This window comes from Gemmatimonadota bacterium, from assembly GCA_026702745.1.
GTDB lineage: Bacteria > JAAXHH01 > JAAXHH01 > JAAXHH01 > JAAXHH01 > JAAXHH01.
Map to the genome: position 1 here is coordinate 25,241 of JAPPBT010000021.1, position 20,058 is coordinate 45,298.

19 protein-coding genes are annotated in these 20,058 nt (G+C 61.4%); 11 read left to right on the top strand and 8 right to left on the bottom strand.

Going from position 1 to position 20,058, the window contains the following annotated elements; genetic code table 11:
* Positions 1-215: 215 nt before the first annotated feature.
* From OXH56_04125 to OXH56_04135, 3 genes are read left to right on the top strand one after another with little or no spacing between them, the layout of a single operon-like run.
* Positions 216-1,433, top strand: a complete 1,218-nt coding sequence (locus OXH56_04125) for a DUF362 domain-containing protein (protein MCY3554491.1) — start codon at positions 216-218, stop codon at positions 1,431-1,433.
* A gap of 14 nt (positions 1,434-1,447) precedes the next feature.
* Positions 1,448-2,461 carry a zinc-binding dehydrogenase gene (locus OXH56_04130; GenBank protein MCY3554492.1) on the top strand — a complete coding sequence of 338 codons (1,014 nt, stop codon included), beginning with the start codon at positions 1,448-1,450 and terminating at the stop codon, positions 2,459-2,461.
* A 3-nt stretch (positions 2,462-2,464) separates the two neighbouring features.
* Complete coding sequence (locus OXH56_04135) at positions 2,465-3,262, top strand: phytanoyl-CoA dioxygenase family protein (GenBank protein MCY3554493.1); 798 nt, start codon at positions 2,465-2,467, stop codon at positions 3,260-3,262.
* An 18-nt stretch (positions 3,263-3,280) separates the two neighbouring features.
* On the opposite strand, the gene OXH56_04140 is transcribed toward OXH56_04135, so the two are convergent.
* From OXH56_04140 to OXH56_04150, 3 genes are all read right to left on the bottom strand, one after another.
* Entirely contained in the window at positions 3,281-5,041 is a 1,761-nt protein-coding gene (locus OXH56_04140) for a hypothetical protein (protein ID MCY3554494.1), read from the bottom strand.
* Between the two features lie 191 nt (positions 5,042-5,232).
* Positions 5,233-6,999, bottom strand: coding sequence for a SulP family inorganic anion transporter (locus OXH56_04145; GenBank protein MCY3554495.1), 1,767 nt, complete (start codon positions 6,997-6,999; stop codon positions 5,233-5,235).
* 6 nt (positions 7,000-7,005) lie between these two features.
* Positions 7,006-7,839, bottom strand: coding sequence for a phytanoyl-CoA dioxygenase family protein (locus OXH56_04150; GenBank protein MCY3554496.1), 834 nt, complete (start codon positions 7,837-7,839; stop codon positions 7,006-7,008).
* Positions 7,840-7,996: 157 nt separating this feature from the next.
* Between OXH56_04150 and OXH56_04155 the strand changes: the two genes are divergently transcribed.
* Together OXH56_04155 and OXH56_04160 are read left to right on the top strand one after the other, a co-directional pair.
* Complete coding sequence (locus OXH56_04155) at positions 7,997-9,223, top strand: amidohydrolase/deacetylase family metallohydrolase (GenBank protein MCY3554497.1); 1,227 nt, start codon at positions 7,997-7,999, stop codon at positions 9,221-9,223.
* 418 nt (positions 9,224-9,641) lie between these two features.
* On the top strand, positions 9,642-10,793 hold the full coding sequence (locus OXH56_04160) for a mandelate racemase (GenBank protein ID MCY3554498.1): 1,152 nt from the start codon (positions 9,642-9,644) through the stop codon (positions 10,791-10,793).
* A gap of 46 nt (positions 10,794-10,839) precedes the next feature.
* Here OXH56_04160 and OXH56_04165 read toward each other — a convergent pair whose 3' ends face one another.
* From OXH56_04165 to OXH56_04175, 3 genes are read right to left on the bottom strand one after another with little or no spacing between them, the layout of a single operon-like run.
* The gene (locus OXH56_04165; GenBank protein MCY3554499.1) at positions 10,840-11,676 is read right to left on the bottom strand and encodes a phytanoyl-CoA dioxygenase family protein; all 837 of its coding nucleotides are present in this window, start codon (positions 11,674-11,676) and stop codon (positions 10,840-10,842) included.
* Positions 11,673-11,957, bottom strand: a complete 285-nt coding sequence (locus tag OXH56_04170; protein MCY3554500.1) for a hypothetical protein — start codon at positions 11,955-11,957, stop codon at positions 11,673-11,675. The genes OXH56_04165 and OXH56_04170 overlap by 4 nt, the downstream gene beginning before the upstream one ends.
* Before the next feature lies 1 nt (position 11,958).
* Entirely contained in the window at positions 11,959-12,738 is a 780-nt protein-coding gene (locus OXH56_04175) for an aldolase/citrate lyase family protein (protein ID MCY3554501.1), read from the bottom strand.
* Between the two features lie 648 nt (positions 12,739-13,386).
* Between OXH56_04175 and OXH56_04180 the strand changes: the two genes are divergently transcribed.
* The 6 genes from OXH56_04180 (at position 13,387) to OXH56_04205 (ending at position 17,568) form a co-directional block, all read left to right on the top strand.
* A complete protein-coding gene (locus OXH56_04180; GenBank protein MCY3554502.1) occupies positions 13,387-14,013 on the top strand; it encodes a hypothetical protein in 627 nt (208 codons plus the stop codon).
* A 227-nt stretch (positions 14,014-14,240) separates the two neighbouring features.
* Positions 14,241-14,534, top strand: a complete 294-nt coding sequence (locus OXH56_04185) for a HigA family addiction module antitoxin (protein ID MCY3554503.1) — start codon at positions 14,241-14,243, stop codon at positions 14,532-14,534.
* Positions 14,535-14,661: 127 nt separating this feature from the next.
* Complete coding sequence (locus tag OXH56_04190) at positions 14,662-14,913, top strand: type II toxin-antitoxin system prevent-host-death family antitoxin (protein MCY3554504.1); 252 nt, start codon at positions 14,662-14,664, stop codon at positions 14,911-14,913.
* Positions 14,910-15,299: a type II toxin-antitoxin system VapC family toxin gene (locus OXH56_04195; protein ID MCY3554505.1), complete on the top strand. Its 390-nt coding sequence runs from the start codon at positions 14,910-14,912 to the stop codon at positions 15,297-15,299. The genes OXH56_04190 and OXH56_04195 overlap by 4 nt, the downstream gene beginning before the upstream one ends.
* Before the next feature lie 126 nt (positions 15,300-15,425).
* The gene (locus OXH56_04200; protein ID MCY3554506.1) at positions 15,426-17,177 is read left to right on the top strand and encodes a hypothetical protein; all 1,752 of its coding nucleotides are present in this window, start codon (positions 15,426-15,428) and stop codon (positions 17,175-17,177) included.
* 157 nt (positions 17,178-17,334) lie between these two features.
* On the top strand, positions 17,335-17,568 hold the full coding sequence (locus tag OXH56_04205; protein ID MCY3554507.1) for a hypothetical protein: 234 nt from the start codon (positions 17,335-17,337) through the stop codon (positions 17,566-17,568).
* 140 nt (positions 17,569-17,708) lie between these two features.
* On the opposite strand, the gene OXH56_04210 is transcribed toward OXH56_04205, so the two are convergent.
* Both OXH56_04210 and OXH56_04215 read right to left on the bottom strand, forming a co-directional pair.
* Positions 17,709-19,052 (bottom strand): MATE family efflux transporter, encoded by a 1,344-nt coding sequence (locus OXH56_04210; GenBank protein MCY3554508.1) that lies wholly within the window; start codon positions 19,050-19,052, stop codon positions 17,709-17,711.
* A 123-nt stretch (positions 19,053-19,175) separates the two neighbouring features.
* Positions 19,176-20,058, bottom strand: an 883-nt coding sequence (locus OXH56_04215; protein ID MCY3554509.1) for an FAD-dependent oxidoreductase, incomplete at its 5' end; no start/stop codon positions are given.

Genomic DNA, 20,058 nt, shown 5'->3' on the forward strand with positions numbered 1-20,058 from the left:
GCGATGCCATGACTGGGAACAACCAGGCCGTACCGGGCCGTACCGGGCCGGCTCTGGCCGCACAGTACACCGACCGGCCGCGCCGGGCTGGATCTGGCCGCACTCGGGATCGACCGGGCCCCACCGGCCCTTTACCCTTGTCGCCGATTCCGGTGGATGTATATTGCAACTTGACCTGTATCCCCTTGCATACAGCAACATTTGGAGACCCTTAAATGCCGGAGAAGCCACACACCGTTCGCGCGGCGTCATGCGACCATCGGACACCCTACGAAGGCGTTTACGAAACACTTAAGCGCATCACAGAACCGCTTGCTGATTCGTGGGCGCGCATCGAGAAAGCCCAGAAGATCGTCATCAAGTTCAACATGATGAAACCCATGGACAACGTCGTCCGGTTCGAGGGCCGCCGGCAGGAATTGGTGGACGACGCGGTTTGCAGGGCGGTGCTGCAATTGCTCCGCGAGCATACCGATGCGGAGATCTACGCCACGGACACCAATCCCTACGCAAAGGACAAACTTACGCCGGACGAGTTCAATTACGTCCACCACCTAAGCGAATTCGACGTCAAGTACGACGATTCGAACCGGCCGCCCTGGGCGGTGTACGAGGTGCCGGGCGGCGGGAACATGTTCGACCGGTACATCCTGAGCGGCGTGTTCGAGGACGCGGACGAAGTGATTTCCGTGGCGAAGATGAAGAATCACTCCTTCATGGGCATCACGCTGTGCATGAAAAACCTCTTCGGGCTTCCGCCTATCGTTCCGCCCGGGGGACGGGTCCGTACGTATTTTCATCACGCCATCCGGCTGTCCTACGTCCTCCCCGACCTGGCCATGATCACGAATCCCTGCCTGAACATCATCGACGGGCTCGTAGGGCAGAAGGGACGGGAATGGGGTGGCGAAGGCCGAGTGGGCGACGTCTTGATCGCCGGCGACCAGATCACGGCCACGGACGCCTGCGGCGCCCACCTGATGGGGCACGATCCCGCGTCGGACTGGCCGACACCGCCGTTTCGCAGGGACAGAAACCACCTCCTGGTGGCCGCTCAGCGGGGATTCGGCACCATAGACCTGGACGAAATCGATTTCGAATCCGACGTGCAGGCTCCGGTGGCGCACTTCGACTCGGATATCGACGAAGCGCCCGAACTGTTGCACCGGCTGCGGCGCACGGCGTGCGAGCAAGGCCTGTTCTACCAGGATCACCAGAAGGACATCGTGGACCGGTACCGGGGCGAATTCATCTACATGCAGGAAGGCGAAGTCGCCTGGCACGGCGTGGACCCCTCGGTGATCGGCAGCCACCGGACCTACAGCTCGGCAAAGCCCGGGAGCGCCATGTGGCTCAAGCTGGTGGACCCCGAGGAGACGGAAGGTGAGCGATTCGAGGTCTACGACCGCTGCCTTACTGCCCTGTCGGCCTGAACGGAGCGGACTCCATGAAAATTGCAATGCTTTACGGCCCCAGAGACTTGCGCATGGAAGACCATGCCCTGGACACGGATAATCTCGGGCCCCACGACCTGTGGGTAGAGACCGTCATATCGGCGCTCAAGATCGGGACGGACCGTGGTAACTACGAAGGCGCGGAGCAGGTGCCCGGAGCACCGGATTTTCCGCGCTGGGTCGGCGACAGCAACCTGGGCGTGATCCGCGGCGTGGGAGCCGCCGTCGAGGATTTCGCCGTGGGTGACCGGGTCATCTCCCGGTACCCCCACCAGTCCGAGTTCATCGCGAAGGACGATGAAATGTTCGTGAAGGTCCCCGCCGGCGTGCATGACGAGGACGCGGTATACGGCCACCTGTACACGCTCAGCGCCCTGTGCTACTACAAGTCGCAGTTCCAGCCCGGCGAGAACGTGGCGGTCGTGGGACTGGGCGTCTTAGGACTCGGCGCCGTGGGACTCGGCCCCTGCCTCGGTGCGCGGACGATCGGTATCGCGAACAGCCCGGTGCGCATGGAAATGGCCGCACGCATGGGGGCGGACGCGACCTTCATGCACGACGATCCCGATCTCGCCGATAAACTGGACGAATTCACCCACGGCGATGGCGTCGACCTGGTCATACTCACGGCCAATCCATGGCCAGCGTTGCGGACATCCTGCCAGATCGTGCGCGACAACGGGCGGGTCGGCATCGTGGCCCTGCCGGGCCGGGGCGAACCGCCGCTCGATTTCAATCCCCTGGACATGGAATGGTTCTATGCCAAGGGGATCTCCCTGATCGCGATCAATGGGCGGGCCGGCTACCTGTTCCCGCCCGAACGGGGCGACCGGAGGGAATGGTCCGCCATGTGCCGCTTCACGCTGGACCTGATGCGCGAGGGCAAGCTGGAACCGAAGCGCCTGATTACCCACCGGATGCACTACACTCAGATAAACGAAGCCTACGAGATGATATTCAGGCGTGAAAAGAACATGATGGGTGTCGTCTTCAACTGGAAGGACTGAAACATGACCACCGAGACGCGGTTGTCAGCAGCACAGAAAACGGCCTTTGACCGGGACGGCTACTTCATCGCGGAGGCATTCCTGTCCGAGGACGAAGTCGATACCATCCGTCGCGAGATCACGGCGATCGTGGACCGTTACCCGGACGTTCCGGAGGAACTGGTGCAGATCGAGCCGGCCGTACGCCGTGGTGCCGTAACGCCCGAATCCACGGAGCTGGGCGTGAGGAAGTTGTTCCGGATGACCCGCCACAGCGAGCTGTTCCACGCCCTGGCCCTCCATCCCAAGATGGCAGGGATCGCCGTCGAACTGATCGGACCTGACGTATCCCTGTTTCAGAGCATGCTGCTGATGAAGCCGCCCCGGTTCGGAGGCCAGAAGGTCTGGCACCAGGACAACGCCTACTTCCGCCTGGAACCCAACGATGTATTCGGATTCTGGATCGCGCTGGACGACGCCGACGTGGCGAACGGATGCATGCACGTCATTCCGGGGTCGCACCGCGCGGGGATCGGAGACCACGGGGGTGTGGCGGACGATTACGGGTTGTCCTCGGCCCCCACGGCGGATGACGCGGTGGCCTGTGTCATGAAGTCAGGGGACGCCCTCGTGTTCCATGGCGAGACCTACCACTACACGCCGCCGAATACGTCCGACCGCCGCCGAAGGGCGCTCCAGTACCACTACGCTTCCACACACTGCCGATCTTCGAAAGACAGTCCGTTCAAGTCCACTGAGCCCGAGGTGATCGTGGCGGGGGCAGGGGCGAGGGCGGCACCGGATGTCGCCCGGTCCGCCTAGTGGAAGCGGCGCTTCGGCTTACGATGCGCCGGCCATCGGCGGCCGCACGTCCACCTGAAGGGTGACAATATCGGTATCGTGGTATTGCTGGTGGTGCACCGACGAAGCGTAGTGCCTTAAGAGACGGAGTGATATTTCCAATTCCTCCGGCGTCTCCACGGCTCTTTCGTCCCCAAGCAGCTCGATCCTGTCCTGCAGGTTCCCCTCGCCGGTCGCCGCGACCAGTTCGAGGACCGCGCTTTCGCCCTCACGGTGCGCGACCAGGAGCAGCCGCCGGGGCTGGCTTTGCTCACCGTCCCGCGGAATCAGCGCCAACAGTGTTTCTTCGCTCGCGGCCATGAGCCGGTCCGCCGTCCCCTTGTCCCAGCCCTGGCGGCTGGCAAATCCTTCAAGAAACTCACGGATCTTCGGCAGCGCCGCAGGATCGAAATCCGACTCCATCCGGTGACGACGGGGAGATGTGATCTCCAGGAAAAGCGTCATGAGTATGGCGGCCAGTCCGCCGGCCGTCATGCCGTTCTGCAGGAGGCCGCCTGCGAAATCGGAGACCAGCGCCGGGAAGATCGCGTCATTCTGAAAACCGACGCCGATCCAGAATCCTACGCCCACGACCAGCCCCTTCCGGTAGTCGATCCCATCCTGCAGCACCAGCTTCATGCCGATGACGAACAGCATGGAAAGCAGAACGATCAGAAAACCGCCGGCAACGGGGTCCGGAATGGCGAGGACGACCGCCAGGAACTTCGGGATAAACGCGACCAGGATGAAGGCCAGCCCCACGACCACCCCGACCATGCGGGAAGCCACGCCGGTCAACTCGGTCACCGCGATACTCGAGGAATAGGTCGTATTGGGCACCGTGCCCATGAGACCGGACAGCAGGTTGCCCAGACCGTCCGCGGCCACGGCGCCTTGCACGGCACGGTAATCCACCGCCCGCGGCCTGCGCCAGGAAACGCGCTGTATCGCAACCGAATCGCCGATGGTCTCCACGGCGCCGACCAGCGTTACGAACATGAAGGCGGGCAGCAGCGCCCAGAAGGCGGGACCGAAAGAGATATCGATGCCCGGCCAACTCCCGTCCGGTAGACCCAGCCAGGAAGCGGCGGCTACCCGTTCGGCATCGTACAAACCGAAATATCCACCCACGATGGACCCCGCTGCGACGCCGATCACGGGCGCCCAGAGGCGCAGCGAAGACCTCGCCTTCAATGCGATGCCGAGGGTGACCAGTACGGTGGCCACGGCCGTGACTGCCGCGGACGAGGACGGCATGCCTTCAGGCACCCTGTTCAGCATGTTGAACGCGATGGGCATCACGGTGACCGAAATCAGCATGATGACCGTCCCTGAGACCGCGGGCGTCAGTATCCTTCGAAGCAGGGAAAGGCGGGCAGACAGCAGGAACTGAAAAAGCGAGGAGATGATGATGAGCGTCGCCATCAGCGCGGGACCGCCTTGCGCGAGCGCCCCGATGCAGACCGCGATAAAGCTGCCCGACGTTCCCATCATCAGTACGTAGCCCGCGCCGATGCGGCCGACTCGAATGGCCTGAATGATCGTGGTCGTGCCGCTGATCGCCGCCGCGGCGAACACCCCCCAGGTCAGGAAGGACTCGCTTGCGCCCCCGGCCCGGCTCACGATGGCCACGGTCAGGACCACGCCACCAATCGTAAGCAGGGCGATCTGGAGTCCGAGGCCGATGGTCAGGAGAAGCGGTGGACGTTCGTCTGCTTCATAGCGTACGCTTGACTGGCGGGCTGAAACATCCGTGGTCATGCAGGGTCCTGTTCAGATTCAGTGCTACACCTTGTAGCAGGGACTTGGATCGGTCTGCCGACCGAGGAATGGGAATGCTCACGTGCACTGGAATTACGCACAGGATTAGCAAAATAAAGGTACGTGCCAGCGAGTCAAGGCATTCCAAAGGCGCAATATCCGGGGAATCACAGGGCGTGCCAATAAATCTGCTATTGACGTGATGCGGCGGAATACGGTTGCCGGACATCGACCTGGAGTGTGATGATATCCGTATCGTGGTATTGCTGGTGGCGGACCGAAGTAGCGAAATGCCTCAGGAGGCGCAGCGAAACCTCCATTTCTTCCGGTGTTTCCACGGCTCGCGCGTCACCGAGCAACTCGATCCGGTCCTGGAGGTTGCCTTCGCCGGTTGCCGCGACGAGTTCCAGGATCGCCCGGTCGTCCTCACGGCGTACGACCAGGAGCAGCCGTCGGCGCTGGCCGGTCTCGCTTTCCCGTGGACTCAGCGTCAACAGCGTTTCCTCGCTGGCGGCCACGAGCCGGTCCGCCGTCCCCTTGTCCCAGCCCTGCCGGGTGGCGAATGCCTCGAGAAAAGCCCGAATCTTCGGCAGCGCGGCGGTACCGAGGGCGGTCTCCATCCGGTACCGTCGGGGAGCGGCCAGTTCCAGAAACAGCGTCATCAGGATCGCCGCAAGTCCGCCTGAAGTCATCCCGTTCCGCAGGAAACCGCCCGCGAAGTCGGCCACCAGCGCGGGATAAATCGCGTCGTTCTGGAAACCCACGCCGATCCAGAAGCCCACCCCGACGACCAGCCCCTTTCGGTAGTCGATCCCGTCCTGCACGACCAGCTTCATGCCGATGAGGAAGAGGATGGCCAGCAGCACGAGCAGGAAACTGCCGACGACCGGATTCGGAATGGCGAGGACCACCGCCGGGACCTTCGGCACAAACGCGACGAGGATGTAGATCACCCCCACGACCACCCCGACCATGCGGGAGGCCACACCGGTCAGTTCCGTCACCGCGATGCTCGAGGAGTAGGTGGTATTGGGTATGGTGCCCAGCAGGCCGGAAAGGAAATTACCCGTACCGTCCGCGGCCAGGGCGCCCTGCACCGCCCGATAGTCCACGGCCCGGGACCGGCGCCACGATATGCGCTGGATCGCGACCGAGTCACCGATCGTATCCACGGCGTCCACCAGCGTTACGAACAGGAAAGCGGGCAGTAGCGCCCAGAAGGCCGTACCGAAGGAGAGATCGATACCCGGCCAGTGGCCGTCCGGCAATCCGAGCCAGGGCGCGGCGAGCACGCGCTCCGTATCGTAAAGGCCATAGTATCCGCCGACGATGGATCCCGTGACCATGCCGATCACCGGCGCCCACAGCCTCAGCGACGACTTGGCCTTCAATGCGATGAATATGGTCACCAACAGGGTCGCGAGTACCGTGACGGGTGCGGACGATTCCGGGAATCCTTCGGGAACATCGCCCATCATCCTGAAGACGACGGGCGTGATCGAGACCGGGATCAGCATGATAACCGTACCGGTGACGACCGGCGTCAGGACCCGGCGAAGCAAGGAAAGGCGGGCGGAAAGCAGGAACTGGAAGAGCGACGCGACGATGATGAGGGTTGCCATCAGCGCGGGACCGCCCTCCAGCAGCGCCGAAATGCTGATCGCGATGAAACTGCCCGACGTGCCCATCAGAAGCACATAGCCCGCTCCGACGCGTCCGACGCGCAAGACCTGGATGATCGTGGTCGTTCCGGTGATCACCGCGGCGGCGAATACCGCCCATGCAAGATAGTCCTCGCCGGCGCCTCCGGCACGGCTCACGATGGCCACTTTCAGGAACACGCTTCCCACGGTAAGCAGGGCGAACTGGAGACCGAGTCCGATGGCCAGGAGAAACGGCGGTCTTTCGTCCGCCTCGTATCGAACGCCGGACTGGAGGTTTGTGCTACTGTTGTCCATGGACCTTTATACCCGTTCGAACAACCGCTGCCATGCCCCGTGTCCGGTGGCGACCTTCTCCGGATGCGACCGGCTACGGGCGATAAAGCCCGGAACCTGGTCCCTTCCCGTGGGCTTTCGCCAGTCGCTGTACCGGATATCAAGGCTCCATCGTATGTGATCCGAGAAATTCGGCGCGGATCGGTGCACCGTGGTGTGCTGCAAGAGGAGCACGCCGCCCTGGGGAATGGGACAGGATACCCGCTCGCCGGCGGGCAAGGCGCCTGGTACGATATTCTCCGGTGAGTCCTCGAAGGGCAGCCGTTCACTGCGGTGACTGCCGCGGATGACCTCCAGGCAGCCGTTGCGTTCGTCCGTATCCACCAGCGGCAGCCAGAAATTGACCATGAAAGTCTGTATCACGTCCGGTTCCAGGAACCCGATGTCCTGGTGCCAGTTCACGACCGACGTCCTGTCCGGAAGCTTGGCCCGGGAGTTGAACTGGGGATGGACGAGGATCTCCGGGCCGATGAGGGATTCGACCACGTCCAGGATCTCGGGCAGGGTCATGACATGAAACATGCCCGCGGTCTTACGCTTTCCCAGGACGGCCTCGTGCAATTCCCCGCACTGGCCATCCATGGCCTCATGGATCCGGTATAGTCTCCGTTCGAAGGGCTCGTCCGCAAACCGTTCCGAAAGCCTCCCTTCCGCGTGGAACCGCTCCGCCCAGGTATCGACGACCTCGTTCAATTCCGCGATCAAGGGATCGAGCGAAGTGGGGTCGAACAGCCTTTCAATCGGCAGGAAGCCGTCTTCAAGATACTGATTGATCTGGTGGTCCGTCAGACCGCTCGCCATGACATGCATCCTCGAAGTGGCGGGACCAGGTTAGGTCCGGTTAAGTCCATTGATGGGACAAAACGATATGATTATACTTTGCAAATGTCAATGACTTGGGCGCTGAACGGTATCGGGGACCGTAGCGTCCTGTTGAAACTGAAATCGGAGGATTTTCATGGCTTTCGACCTGGTGCTGACAGGGGCGACGATCATCGATCCGTCCCAACAGAAGAACGAAAAAGGCGACGTAGGCATCAGAGACGGCAAAATCGCCGCGGTTTCCGATCATCTCGAGGCCGGCGCAGATACGACCATCGACGTATCGGGCAAGTACCTTACGCCCGGCTGGATCGATCTGCACGCCCACGTATACGCCGGCGCCACGACCTTCGGCATCAAGGCCGACGCTCTCTGCCTGGCCACTGGCGTAACCACCATCGTGGACGCCGGAAGTCCGGGATGGACCAACCTGCGCGGCTTTCTCGAGTTCATCGTCGAACCCTCCCGGACCGAAGTGCTCACCTTCGTCCATATCAGTAGCATCGGGCTCCTGAATTCCATGCGCGGCGAGATGGAGGACATCAAAAACGCCGATCCCGAGCGTACGGCCCGGGTCATTTCGATGTGGCCGCGGCACTGTGTCGGCGTCAAGGTCCGGCAGGGGGCTTTCCAGGTGGGAAGCCACGGCGTGGAGCCGCTCCGGAGGGCCGTCGAAGCCGCCGAGATGGCGGACACCCGGGTAATGGTACACATCGACAAGGGCGTCGCCCTGCCGGATATCCTGGAACTGCTTCGTCCGGGCGATGTGGTGACTCACTGCTACCAGGGCAAGGGAGATCATATCCTCGGCGACGACGACCGGGTGATTCCCGAGGTATACGAAGCCAGAGAACGCGGCGTGTTCTTCGACCTTGGACACGGCGCCGGGAGTTTTCATTACGGCATCGCCAAAAGGGCGGTCGAACTGGGTTTCCTGTCCGACGTGATCAGTACCGACCTGCACGTCTACAGCCTGAGATCGCCGGTGTACAGTCTTCCTGAAACGGCATCCAAACTGCTGAACATGGGGCTGGATTTCGAGGAGATCGTCCGCCAGACGACATCAAATCCCGCGGGAGTACTGAACCGATCGGATGATATCGGCACGCTGAAGGAGGGAAGCGTCGCCGACATCGCCGTTTTCGACCTGGAAGAAGGTCGTTATACCTTTACCGATGCCCACGGCCGGCAGGAAATCGGGCCCAGCATGATCACCCCGCATCTTACCGTACGGGCCGGACAGGTGTACTATCCGGACGACGTGAAAGACGAGGTGGTGGAGACGGAGCGCCGCGCCGAAGAGATGGTGGGGATCACCGGGGTGCCCTACGGGACCATCCGGGACATAAAGAAAGTGCAGTGAGTACGAAAACGACGGCGCTTTTCATGAATTTCTATATATCTCGATACTGCGAATAAGTGTAGTTCGATTAGTACTAATATTATCTGTTTTATTTTATTATATATTGATACGTTCAAAGTTAAGTCGAACAGGACTCAGGAGATGAGAAAACCCAGACCGGACGGAATGAGGGGAAAAGGGAATGAAGGAGGAAGTGAAAAGGAGCGGATGGCGCGGAAACCGTAAAAACGGGATGGCCCGGTGAAAACGATAGTACGTTTCGTATTAAAGAAGGATGGGAGACTGGACCTGACCAAAAAATGCACCGGATGAGCAGAGACCGGATGAAAAGAAGGACGAAATCGGAATTCGGCCCGATGAAACCAGAACCGAAACCTTTTTCCGACCCACTAACCTATCACGAGGGAGGTTGCCGGCCATGACCCCGGAAATTATCAAAATTGAAACCGTTGTATTCCAGTACACCGTCGAAAACATGGGCGTGGACTACAACGGATTCAACCTGGTGTACGAGAAAGGCGCCACGCGCAAACTCGGCGGCGGCCTGTTGCGGATACACACCAACCTGGGGATCGTCGGCGAATACCTGGGCGGTCCCTCGCCGTCGGGACCGGCGGTCAAGTACCTGCTGGGCCGCAATCCCTTCGAACGGGAGAAGATCTACAACGATCTGAAGCGTGGCCTGCGGCATACCGACCGTACCCAGATCGGCGCGGTGGACGTGGCGTTGTGGGACTTCGCCGGGAAGTACTACAACGCGCCGGTCTACCAGTTGCTGGGCGGTTACCGGACCGCCCTGCCGGCTTACGCGAGCACGTACCACGGCGACGAAAACGACGGGCTGCACACGCCCGAGGCCTTCGCGGACTTCGCCGAACAGTGCCGGGACCTGGGATACCGCGCCTTCAAGATCCATGGCTGGGGCAACGCCCCCATCGAGCGAGAGGTCGCCAACGTGAAAGTCACGGGAAAGCGCGTGGGAGACGGCATGGACCTCATGATCGATCCCGCCTGTGAATACAATACCTGGGCGGACGCGCTCAAGGTGGGCCGGGCCTGCGATGAAGCCGGGTTCTTCTGGCTGGAGGATCCTTACAAGGACGGCGGCGTGTCCATTTTCGGCCACAAGAAGCTGCGGGAACACATCACCACGCCGATCCTGCAGACCGAGCACATCTTCGGCCTGGAGCAGCACGTCGATTTCGTCGTGAACGGGGGAACGGACTTCGTGCGGTCCGGGGTCTACGAGGACGGCGGCATCACCGGCGTGATGAAGATCGCCCACGCGGCCGAGGGACTCGGGCTGGACATGGAACTTCACGGCGGCGGCCTCGCCCACCGCCATATCATGGCATCCGTCCGGAACAGCAACTACTACGAACTGGGGCTCGTGCATCCCGGTATCACGAAGAACAAGCCGCCCGTCTACGCGCCCGAATTCACCGATGAGCTGGAGAACATCGATGAACACGGATGCGTTCCTGTCCCCCAGGGCCCGGGTCTGGGCGCTGAAATCGACCGGGATTACATCGAGGCGCATCGCATCGATACGATCGTTCACGAGGTGTAGAAGAACCGGAGGGGCGGCCGTGCACGAGGCGTAGCAGGTGCCGCTTCTACGCGCCGGCCAGCATGTCCCGTACCCGCTTGACGACCTGCTTCTCGTCGCGGGTCATTTTCTCCAGTTCGTACATATCGTCCGACAGTTTCTCGCGGTGCTCTTCCAGCGGATACAGGTGGGGCAGGTCGAAGAACCAGCTGAAAACGTACCGCTGGAAGATGTTCAGGCGGGGATAGTCCTGGGTCCACGGACTGGCGTTGTGAAGCAGGCGGGTAGAGAAGATGATGACGTCCCCCGCCTTCATGGGGATCGTGATAGACGTGGGAGGATCGTGCTCGACAGGTAGTCCTTCCGGTTCCGGCACCGTGGTCTTGTGACTGCCCGGCACCAGGCAGAATCCCGTACCGGGCGGCACGTCCGCCAGGGCGACCCACGTGGCCAGGTGGCTGCAGTAGATCTCGCCGTCCGCCACCTGGAAATCGTTGTTGGGATTGCGGAATCCGTGGGTGACCTTGACCCCGTCGTCATCCCGGTGAAAGTGCAGTTCTTCCGGGCCCTTGACCATGTGGGTGAATACGCAGTGCATAAGGCGGGGACAACCCCAGGTCAACCCGGCCACCACGCGGATGATCTCCGGGTTCATGTTGAGCCGCTGGAACACCTCGTGGCCGTAGTGGATATGGCCGATATGGGTCTTGTTCGGCTCCTGGCGCCCCCGCTTGAGTGGCGCGGGAAGTTCCTTCTCGTCCGCGTTCAACCAGCCTTCCAAGACCGGACGCATCTCGGACAGGTCGGCGTCCGGAACAACGCCGGTCAGCAGCAGGTAGCCCTGCAGCTCGAAATGCCACTTCTCTTCCGGTGACAGGAAGGACACCGGCATCTGTGTCGTCATACCCGTTCCAGCTTCCACACGTCCGAGGCCATGTGACTGCCCGCCCAGTCCCGCTTCGTATCGAAGGCACTGTCCAGGTAGGTGTTGGGCTTCACCAGCGACCAGTCCCGCCCGTCGGTGGACCGCCAGACATCATTGCTGCAGACCCTGGGGTAATGGCGCTTGTCGCGCGGATTCCAACCGTCGATCAGCCACATGGCGTCGTCGAAAACCAACGCGCCGGCCCCGTCACGGGGCGCGAAGGAGGCGCGGGCGGTTACCTGCGTCCAATGATAAGCCAAATCAGGCGCCCGGGATCGCGTCCAGGTCTTTACTGCATTGCTCGAGCACGCCCATCAGGCTGAAATCGCCGCCCCAGGGCACGAGACTCGCCCCGAGGCCGCGGTAGTGGGCGACAAGTTCGGGGCTGCCCGCCGTGATGCCCCAGGCCTTGCCGTGACGCTCGGCCGCGTCCGACACTCGGGAAATGGCATCGTCCAGCGTCCAGTTGACGTTGGGATCGGTCTCCAGGCGGTGCGTCAGGTCGGCGGGACCGATGAAAACCACGTCGATGCCTTCCACGGCCGCGATGGCGTCCACGTTGCGCAGGCCCTCCACGGTCTCGATCTGGCCGACGATGAAGGTCTCCCGGTTGGCGTCCTCGAAATAAGTCGAACCCTCTTTCCACACCTCGATCCCGAAATCGCCGTCGAGGCCAGCGCCGTCGATGCCCCGGTTGCCCAGGGGCGGGAACTTCGTACAATCGACGACTTGGCGCGCGACGTCCGCCGTGGACATGAACGGGATCATGAAGCCCGTGGCGCCGTCTTCCAGGTAACGGTACAGGCGGGTCCTTTCCAGGGTGGGCGGACGCACCATGCAGTCGATGTCGTGCTGCTTGCACATGGCCAGGATGGACTGGACCTCCCGGGCATCCATGGCGCGGTGTTCCAGGTCGAACCAGAGGCCGTCGTATTTGAATTGGGCGGCATAGCGTATGTAGAACGGCAGATAATGGCCGAGACCGGCCATCCGGACGAAGCCGGAGGAGCTAAGCTTGGACAGGACCTTGCTCTTGCGCATGCCGGATCCTTTCGGGGGAACATCAGGAAATGGAGACAGGGTGGAAAAGCGACATTCAGGCAGTGGATCAGTGCGGAGATTATCCACGCCCCGATGTGCGGTGTCAAGGCCTAATGGCGCTGGAATCCTCACCTGCGCCATCCCGTATGATGAATCGCGGTGGCCCCTGTGCGGCCTGTAGGCCTCTATTGGATTTTATTGTAGACTGCCGAACATTTATGTATCATGGACTAAATTCCACACGTTGGATGGCACGGGTACCTGAGGCCAGCCAACCACCATCCAGGAAACTGGATCGCAGGAGTATCGATAGGACCATTTCAGAAGGCCTATTACAGAAGGCACACCGCAGGAGGCACCTCGATGATTTAGCACCTCTCGACCGCGGCGATCGGCGCACCCATTACCAGACTGGGCGTTTCGTTCTTTCCCGTCTACCTTCCGTCAAACGATCCTCCGGAGATCAGGACCGGAACCTCCTCCGGGATCGTTGTCAGGGAGCTTGAAAACGCGGAAGTAGGATCCCTGCTGGCCGTCAACCCGACCGACACGCCGATTCTGATCGTCGACGGCGAGCACTTCCTGGGAGGCAAGCAGAACCGCGCCGTAAACGCCTCCGTGCTGGTTCCGGCACGGGCTGAACGAACCATGCCCGTATCGTGTCTGGAGCAAGGGCGATGGGGACAGGCCCAGTCGTACGAGCGCGATGTGGTGAATGCCTCGCCGCGGATTCGCAGGGTGATCCAGGAGGGCGTGTACGACTCGATACAACGGGAGCAGACCCACGAGAGCGACCAGGGGAGGGTCTGGTCCGAGATCGCGGATGAACTGCAATCCCATCAGGCACAATCCAGCACCTCGGCCGCGACGGAAAGCCATCGGCAGATCTATCGTCGCGACAAGGCACGGGCCGCGGCGGCCCGGGAACTCAGTGAGCTCGGACCGTTGCCGGGGCAATGCGGCATCGCCGTATCCCAGGGTCGGTGGATTACGGCCGTGGAGATATTCGGCGCACGGCATCTGCTGGCGGAACATTGGGGCGCGCTCATCAAATCCCACCTGATGGAGCACCCCGTCCATACCGGACCTCCGTCGGCCGATATAGCGCTGTGGGTGATCCGCCGCTTTGCTTCCATGGCTTCCCAGGAGGCTCCGGGTGTCGGACTCGGTACCGATCTGCGACTCCGCGATAAGAAGCGAATCGGCCAGGCTTTGACGTACGAGGAATCGCTGGTGCACGGCAGTTTCTGGATGCGGCAGGCCAAGGCGGCGTGACGTTGTGGCGAGTGCAGGACCGGCCACCGCCGGCAACTCGGTATATCTTGCTCTTGTTGTCTGTTCTTGTGGTCTGTCGCGGACACCGTAATCAACTGCTTGACCCAGGTTACATCTGAATTAAAGCGCAAACTACTTGTCGTTTATCGATATTCGATATATCTAGCGGTAGAGGTAACGCTTGTGAAGTGGAGATTGTTGATTACCACTGAAAGGGAATACCTTCCATGACACGAATGAATCCTGTGCATCCCGGTGAAGTATTGAAATTCGACTTCATGGAACCTTTTGGACTGTCTTCGAACGCGTTGGCAAAGGCCGTCGGTGTAACGCCAGCCAGGATAAACGAGATCGTTCGTGGCCGCCGGGGGATTTCTGCTGAAACCGCATTGCGACTCGCCAAGTACTTCAATACGGACGCGCAGAGTTGGATGAACCTGCAGGTTCAATACGAACTGGCACAGGCGAAACGTACGGCAGCTTCAGCGCTGCGAGCCATCAGGCCACATAAAGTCGTGTGACTGTCACAGCGAGAGCGGACTGTCCAAGGTAAATGCCAAATGGTAATGAAGGTCTTGACTTAACCAGATAAAACAGTAAACTAAGTCATATAAACTTAGTCTGAATATGAAACCGAGGAACACGACCATGCGAACAGTGAACATGCACGAGGCCAAAACGCACCTGTCGAGGCTCGTCCGGGACGCTGCGAACGGTGAACCATTTATCATCGCACGGGCAGGAAAACCCGTAGTAAAGGTCATATCCGTCGACGCACCGGATCCAGGTAAAGGCGTAGAACATCGGATAGGGTTTCTGGATGGCCAGTTTTCCGTACCCGATGACTTTGACCACATGGGTTCAGCGGAAATCAAGAAGCTTTTTGAGGGCGAGCAGTGACTATTCTCCTGGATACCCAGATTCTGTTATGGACCTCGAGCGTTTCGGATCGTTTACCTGCCGAAGCAAAAGCCATGATTAGCAATCCAGCGAATGATCTGGTGTTTAGTGCGGCTTCGCTCTGGGAAGTCACCATAAAGAACGGTCTGAAGCGGGAGGACTTCAGTGTGGATCCCCATTTACTGCGGCGGAGTTTATTGGATCATGGCTACAGTGAACTGTCCATAACGGGCGCACACGCGTTATGCGTAGACCTGCTTCCAATGATACACAGGGATCCATTCGACCGCATCCTGGTTGCACAGGCTCAAATTGAAAGGATGACCCTGTTAACCACAGACGCAACGCTGGGGAAATACCCTGGCCCCATTCAAGTACTTGGTTGATAACCACGACTCGCAATCGACGAATTGCTGCAACCTGGGTCAAATGTGATACGGTTCTTATGGGCCGAAGTCCGGTTGAGTTTCCCAATCCACGAGTCCACAGAAAACAGAAAGACTGTTAAGCCGATGACCTCCCTTGCCATCACCACCCCGATGCCACCACCGGCCTGGGCACTCCTGCAGAAGGAGTCCATGAAGGCGCAGGCCCGGGCCTGCGAGTACTTCTACAGCCGTTACTTCGACGAGCAGGGATACATGCGCTGCGTGCCGCGTTGGGGCGGCGACGACGGCCCCGACGACGCCATCGAGAACCTGACCGGTTGGCCCCTGCTGTACATGATGGGTGGCCCGGAACAGTTGCTCGCCCTGAGCAACCTGGCGCAGGACGGCCATATCAAGCAGTACACCGAGGCGAAGACGGTCGACGTGCCCTTCTGCCGGGACGGGATGTACTACAAGGAGTTCCCGGTAATGTTCGACTGGCTGCACAACGGCGAGAGTATGTCGGTCTTCGGGGACCTGGGCTTCTGCGACCCTGACTCCGAGGAATTCGAACGCCGGGTGCGCCTGTGGTCCGGGTTCTACATGGACGAGGATCCCGAAGCGCGGAACTACGACCCGGAGCACCGGATCATCCGCAGCCTGTTCAACGGGAGCCGCGGCCCCATGCTCCGCAAGGCCACGGCCCTGGACTGGACGGGCGATCCCATAGAGGAGGGCCGTTTCGTCCTGGCCCACGGTGAGCGCAACTACCAGGAGATGCTGGGCCATTTCAAGGACTACACCGACGTGGTCGGCGACCATCCCTCCAACATGCTGGCCACGGGACTCGCCTTCAACGCCTTTGCGCTGACGGGCGAGGACAAGTACCGGGACTGGATCCTGGAATACGTGGACGCCTGGGTCGAGCGCACCCGCGCCAACGGCGGCATCATCCCCACCAATATCGGCCTGGACGGCTCCATCGGCGGCGCCTGTGACGGAAAGTGGTACGGCGGTTGCTACGGTTGGGGATTCACGACCGTCGCCCCACAGGACGGCCGGACTGTACACCGCGACACGATCCACCTGGGCCTGTCGGGCTTCAGCCACGCGCTGCTGCTGACCGGGGACCGGTCCTACGCGGCGCCCTGGATCGAGATGATCGACCGGATCAACGAGAACGGCCGGGAAGAGGACGGCCGGATGGTGTACCCCAACAAGTACGGGGACGACGGCTGGTACAACTTTACCCCCGGACCCTACGGCGTCGGTGCGATGGAGACCTGGTACTGGTCGATGTCGGATGCGGCGCGGGCGCGCTGCGCCGATGATGCGTGGGTGCGTTTCGTGTCCGGCGAGCATCCTGCCTATCCGGAAGAGGCATTGCAGGCCGACCTTGCGTCGGTCCGGCAGAAGGTTGAGTCGATACGCAACGACCCCTTGACGCCGGACACCCGCCTGTCCGACAATACCAACGGTTTCAACCCCGCGACGCCGAACGCGCTGTTTCAGTTGACCATGGGCGGTCCTGCCCCGAAGCGCGCCCAGGCGGTGCACTGCATGTTCCGGTATTTCGATCCGGGAAGGCGCAGGCCCGGGCTGCCGGAAGACGTTGCGGCGCTGGTCGACACGGTCGGCGAAACGAACTCGGCGGTAACCCTGGTCAACCTGAACCCGGTGGACCCCGCCGAAGTCGTCATGCAGGGCGGCGCCTATCGGGAGCACGTGTTGAAATCGGTTTCGGTGGATAGTGCGGCAGCGGAAGAGGGCGGCCGTACCGTGGAAGTGTCCGGCGACTGTCTCAAAATCCGGCTCTCGCCCGGTTCCGGCGCGCGGCTCGAGATCGCCATGGAACGATATGTGAATCGGCCGACGCTGGCGTTTCCGTGGGGATGAGCCACCGGTTCCGCCGAGACTGCTATCAGCTTAAGTTCGACGCCTGATTTAGAACGAGGTACAGTCACAGAATTAGACATATTCATCAAGATAGTTCTTGACGCATCAATCCCACCGGTTCTTTAAATACGAAGGACACGAGAAGGGAGGATACCTGATGAGTACGCAACGAGAGAAGTTCTCCAGCCAGGCTTTGCCGGAGTTGCTGGCTGCTGTGCGTGGGATAGCACGCAAGGAAGGTCGCCATTTTCAAGCGGTTCTGGAAGACGCCATGCAGGAATACATTGAAAACCACGACCGGGAAAAACTCCGAGCCTCTGTAATGGCCCACTTTCAGGCTAGTGTAGACAAGAACCGTCGTCTTGGCAAACTGCTGGCCAATGCCCCATGAATTTCTGCCAATGACTATGCATCTAGCTACCAAGCCGGCATCGGCCAACGAGGCGGTTGGTCAACTACTCCGTACTGATACATTGTTGTTGTAACCCTTCCAAGTCGCCACGTGCCCCTCCCGTTTGTGTTCCCACCCCCTCACTCCATCACCCTGAACGGACTGTTCCCCACACCCGGCCATATCCGCACCACGCCCAGGGTCGCCCTGACGCCGATCCAGACCCCGGTCATCAACCAGATCCAGTCCAGGGCATGGGGACCGGCGAGCAGCCCGGCCGCACCCGTGCCGGTGGCGAGGACCACGGCGTTCCTCAGGTACCGGTAGTCTCCCGAGCCCCAGTGCAGTCCGTCTGTGGCGAAGGCCAGAGCGTTCACCGGCTGTACGACGACAGCGATGATCCAGGCCGAATGAAAGTAGGCTACCGCGGTCGCGGGTACGAGCAGATCGATGATGACTCCGCTCCCCAGCCACAGGACGAGACCCAGCAGGCCACCCGACCACACGCTCCAGTGACACACGATGCGCGCCACTTTCCGGGCGCTTCTGATCTGATCGCCGCCGAGGAAGTAGGCCACCAGGCTCTGGCCCGTGACGGCCAGGGCGTCCAGCACAAAGGTGCCGAACATCCAGACCTGCCTGATCGCCTGGTGGGCGGCCCCGATGTCGGCCCCACCGTGCGTGGCCTCGCGGGTCGTCAGGAGGAGAAACAGGTTCAGTACGCCGGTGCGTATGAAGAGATCGGCGCCGACGCGCATCAGCCGGCGGACCGCGCCGAGATTTACCTGGAAGGACCAGCCCAGCTTTCGCCTGACGATCCAGATCGACCAGACCGCGCCGATCCAGTACGCGACGACGCTGGCCACCGCCGCGCCGGCAATACCCAGGGCGGGCACGGGGCCCGCGCCGAAAATGAGTATCGGGTCGAGCACGATGTTGATGCCGTTGATGCCGAGGGCGATCCAGAGCGGCGAGCGCATATCCTGGAGTCCCCGCAAGGCGCCGCAGGCCGTCAGTGTGATCAGAATGGCGGGGGCGCCGAGCCAGCGCCAGAAGATGTAGTCCACGGCCCCATCGTGGATCACTCCCGACGCACCGAGCAGCGTGGCCAGGTGCGAAGTAAGCGGAACGCCGAGGACGATGATCAGCAGCCCGAAGACCATGCTCATGATGATGCCCAGGCTGCTCATGGAAACGGACCGGGACCGGTCGTTGTCTCCCTCGGCCTGGGCTACTTCGGTCTGGGTACTGATCCCGAGGAAGTTGAAAACCCAGAAGAGGCCGGAAAGCGACACGGCGCCGACCCCGAGGGCGGCCAGGGATTCCGCGCCGAGCCGCTTGATGAAGGCGGTGTCCACGAGCCCGGTAAGCGGTTCCGCGATGAGTGACAGCAACACGGGGAAGGAAAGCCGCACAAGCGTCGCATGGGGCCTGGCCGTAAAAGGATGGGCGGACGAGGTGCTTGCGGGCTTTGTATCGCACATATTCACCTGGGCGGCGTAGTTGATTAGCGTACTTCGTCGGCGTTCTTAGACAGCGTACTAGATCGGCGCACTCCGGCGGTGCACTTCGCCGGCGCGCTCAGGCGGCGCACTCCGGCGGCGCACCTAGTCGGCGAACCGGTCCACCGCGAGGAGATCCAGGTCTATATCGAAGTCGAGGTCGCTGTCGGTCCGCTCACCGGCTATGAGCCGGCGGACCAGCTTCCCTGTCACCGGACCGAGGGATACCCCGATCATGGCGTGGCCGGCCGCCACAACCAGGTTGCTGAAGTCCGGGACCCGGCCCAGAAAGGGCAGGCCGTCGGGCGTGCAGGGACGCAACCCGCACCAGGTCTCCAGGATCTCATAAGAACCGATATCGAAATCCGGCAGATACCAGGGAATGGCATTCAGAATGGCGGCAACGCGCCGCTGGTTAATGGTCTGGTCCATGCCGGCCAGCTCCAGGGTGCCCCCGATTCGGAGCGTGTCGCCCATGGGCGTGACGGCCACGCGGGATTCCGACAGCATGAAGGGCATTTCCGGCCAGCCAGCAGGCCGTCGCAGGGTAACGCTGTACCCCTTGGCCGGCTGAATGGGCAGCAGAACACCAGCGAGACTGCCGAGCGCGGCGGACCAGGAACCCGCCGTGAGCACCACCTCTCCCGCCGCGATATCCCCCCGGGTCGTGTGGGTAACCGAGATACGTCCGTTTTCTTTCGTGAAGCCCTGTACTTCCGCTCCGGTAAGCACCGTCACGCCTTGCCGTTCTGTGTAGTCCGCCAACGACCGCACAAACTTGGCTGGCGTCAAGTGGGCATCCTGCCTGAAGTGCAGACCGCCCAACGCATTCAGTTCCAGCCCTGATAGTACCTCGGCCAGTCCGTCCGGAGTAAGTGTGTCGATCTCCAGTCCGTAGGAGGAGAGGAGGCTCCGTTCCTCCTCCCCTTCTTCCAGGCCGTCCTGCGTTCCGTACACAGCCACCACGCCCCGCTGATGATAGTCGAAA

Coding starts and splice junctions, on each gene's coding strand:
- OXH56_04125 (MCY3554491.1), top strand. CDS start 216: ATGCCGGAGAAGCCACACACCGTTCGCGCGGCGTCATGCGACCATCGG.
- OXH56_04130 (MCY3554492.1), top strand. CDS start 1,448: ATGAAAATTGCAATGCTTTACGGCCCCAGAGACTTGCGCATGGAAGAC.
- OXH56_04135 (MCY3554493.1), top strand. CDS start 2,465: ATGACCACCGAGACGCGGTTGTCAGCAGCACAGAAAACGGCCTTTGAC.
- OXH56_04140 (MCY3554494.1), bottom strand. CDS start 5,041: ATGACCACGGATGTTTCAGCCCGCCAGTCAAGCGTACGCTATGAAGCA.
- OXH56_04145 (MCY3554495.1), bottom strand. CDS start 6,999: ATGGACAACAGTAGCACAAACCTCCAGTCCGGCGTTCGATACGAGGCG.
- OXH56_04150 (MCY3554496.1), bottom strand. CDS start 7,839: ATGGCGAGCGGTCTGACGGACCACCAGATCAATCAGTATCTTGAAGAC.
- OXH56_04155 (MCY3554497.1), top strand. CDS start 7,997: ATGGCTTTCGACCTGGTGCTGACAGGGGCGACGATCATCGATCCGTCC.
- OXH56_04160 (MCY3554498.1), top strand. CDS start 9,642: ATGACCCCGGAAATTATCAAAATTGAAACCGTTGTATTCCAGTACACC.
- OXH56_04165 (MCY3554499.1), bottom strand. CDS start 11,676: ATGACGACACAGATGCCGGTGTCCTTCCTGTCACCGGAAGAGAAGTGG.
- OXH56_04175 (MCY3554501.1), bottom strand. CDS start 12,738: ATGCGCAAGAGCAAGGTCCTGTCCAAGCTTAGCTCCTCCGGCTTCGTC.
- OXH56_04180 (MCY3554502.1), top strand. CDS start 13,387: ATGCCCGTATCGTGTCTGGAGCAAGGGCGATGGGGACAGGCCCAGTCG.
- OXH56_04185 (MCY3554503.1), top strand. CDS start 14,241: ATGACACGAATGAATCCTGTGCATCCCGGTGAAGTATTGAAATTCGAC.
- OXH56_04190 (MCY3554504.1), top strand. CDS start 14,662: ATGCGAACAGTGAACATGCACGAGGCCAAAACGCACCTGTCGAGGCTC.
- OXH56_04200 (MCY3554506.1), top strand. CDS start 15,426: ATGACCTCCCTTGCCATCACCACCCCGATGCCACCACCGGCCTGGGCA.
- OXH56_04205 (MCY3554507.1), top strand. CDS start 17,335: ATGAGTACGCAACGAGAGAAGTTCTCCAGCCAGGCTTTGCCGGAGTTG.
- OXH56_04210 (MCY3554508.1), bottom strand. CDS start 19,052: ATGTGCGATACAAAGCCCGCAAGCACCTCGTCCGCCCATCCTTTTACG.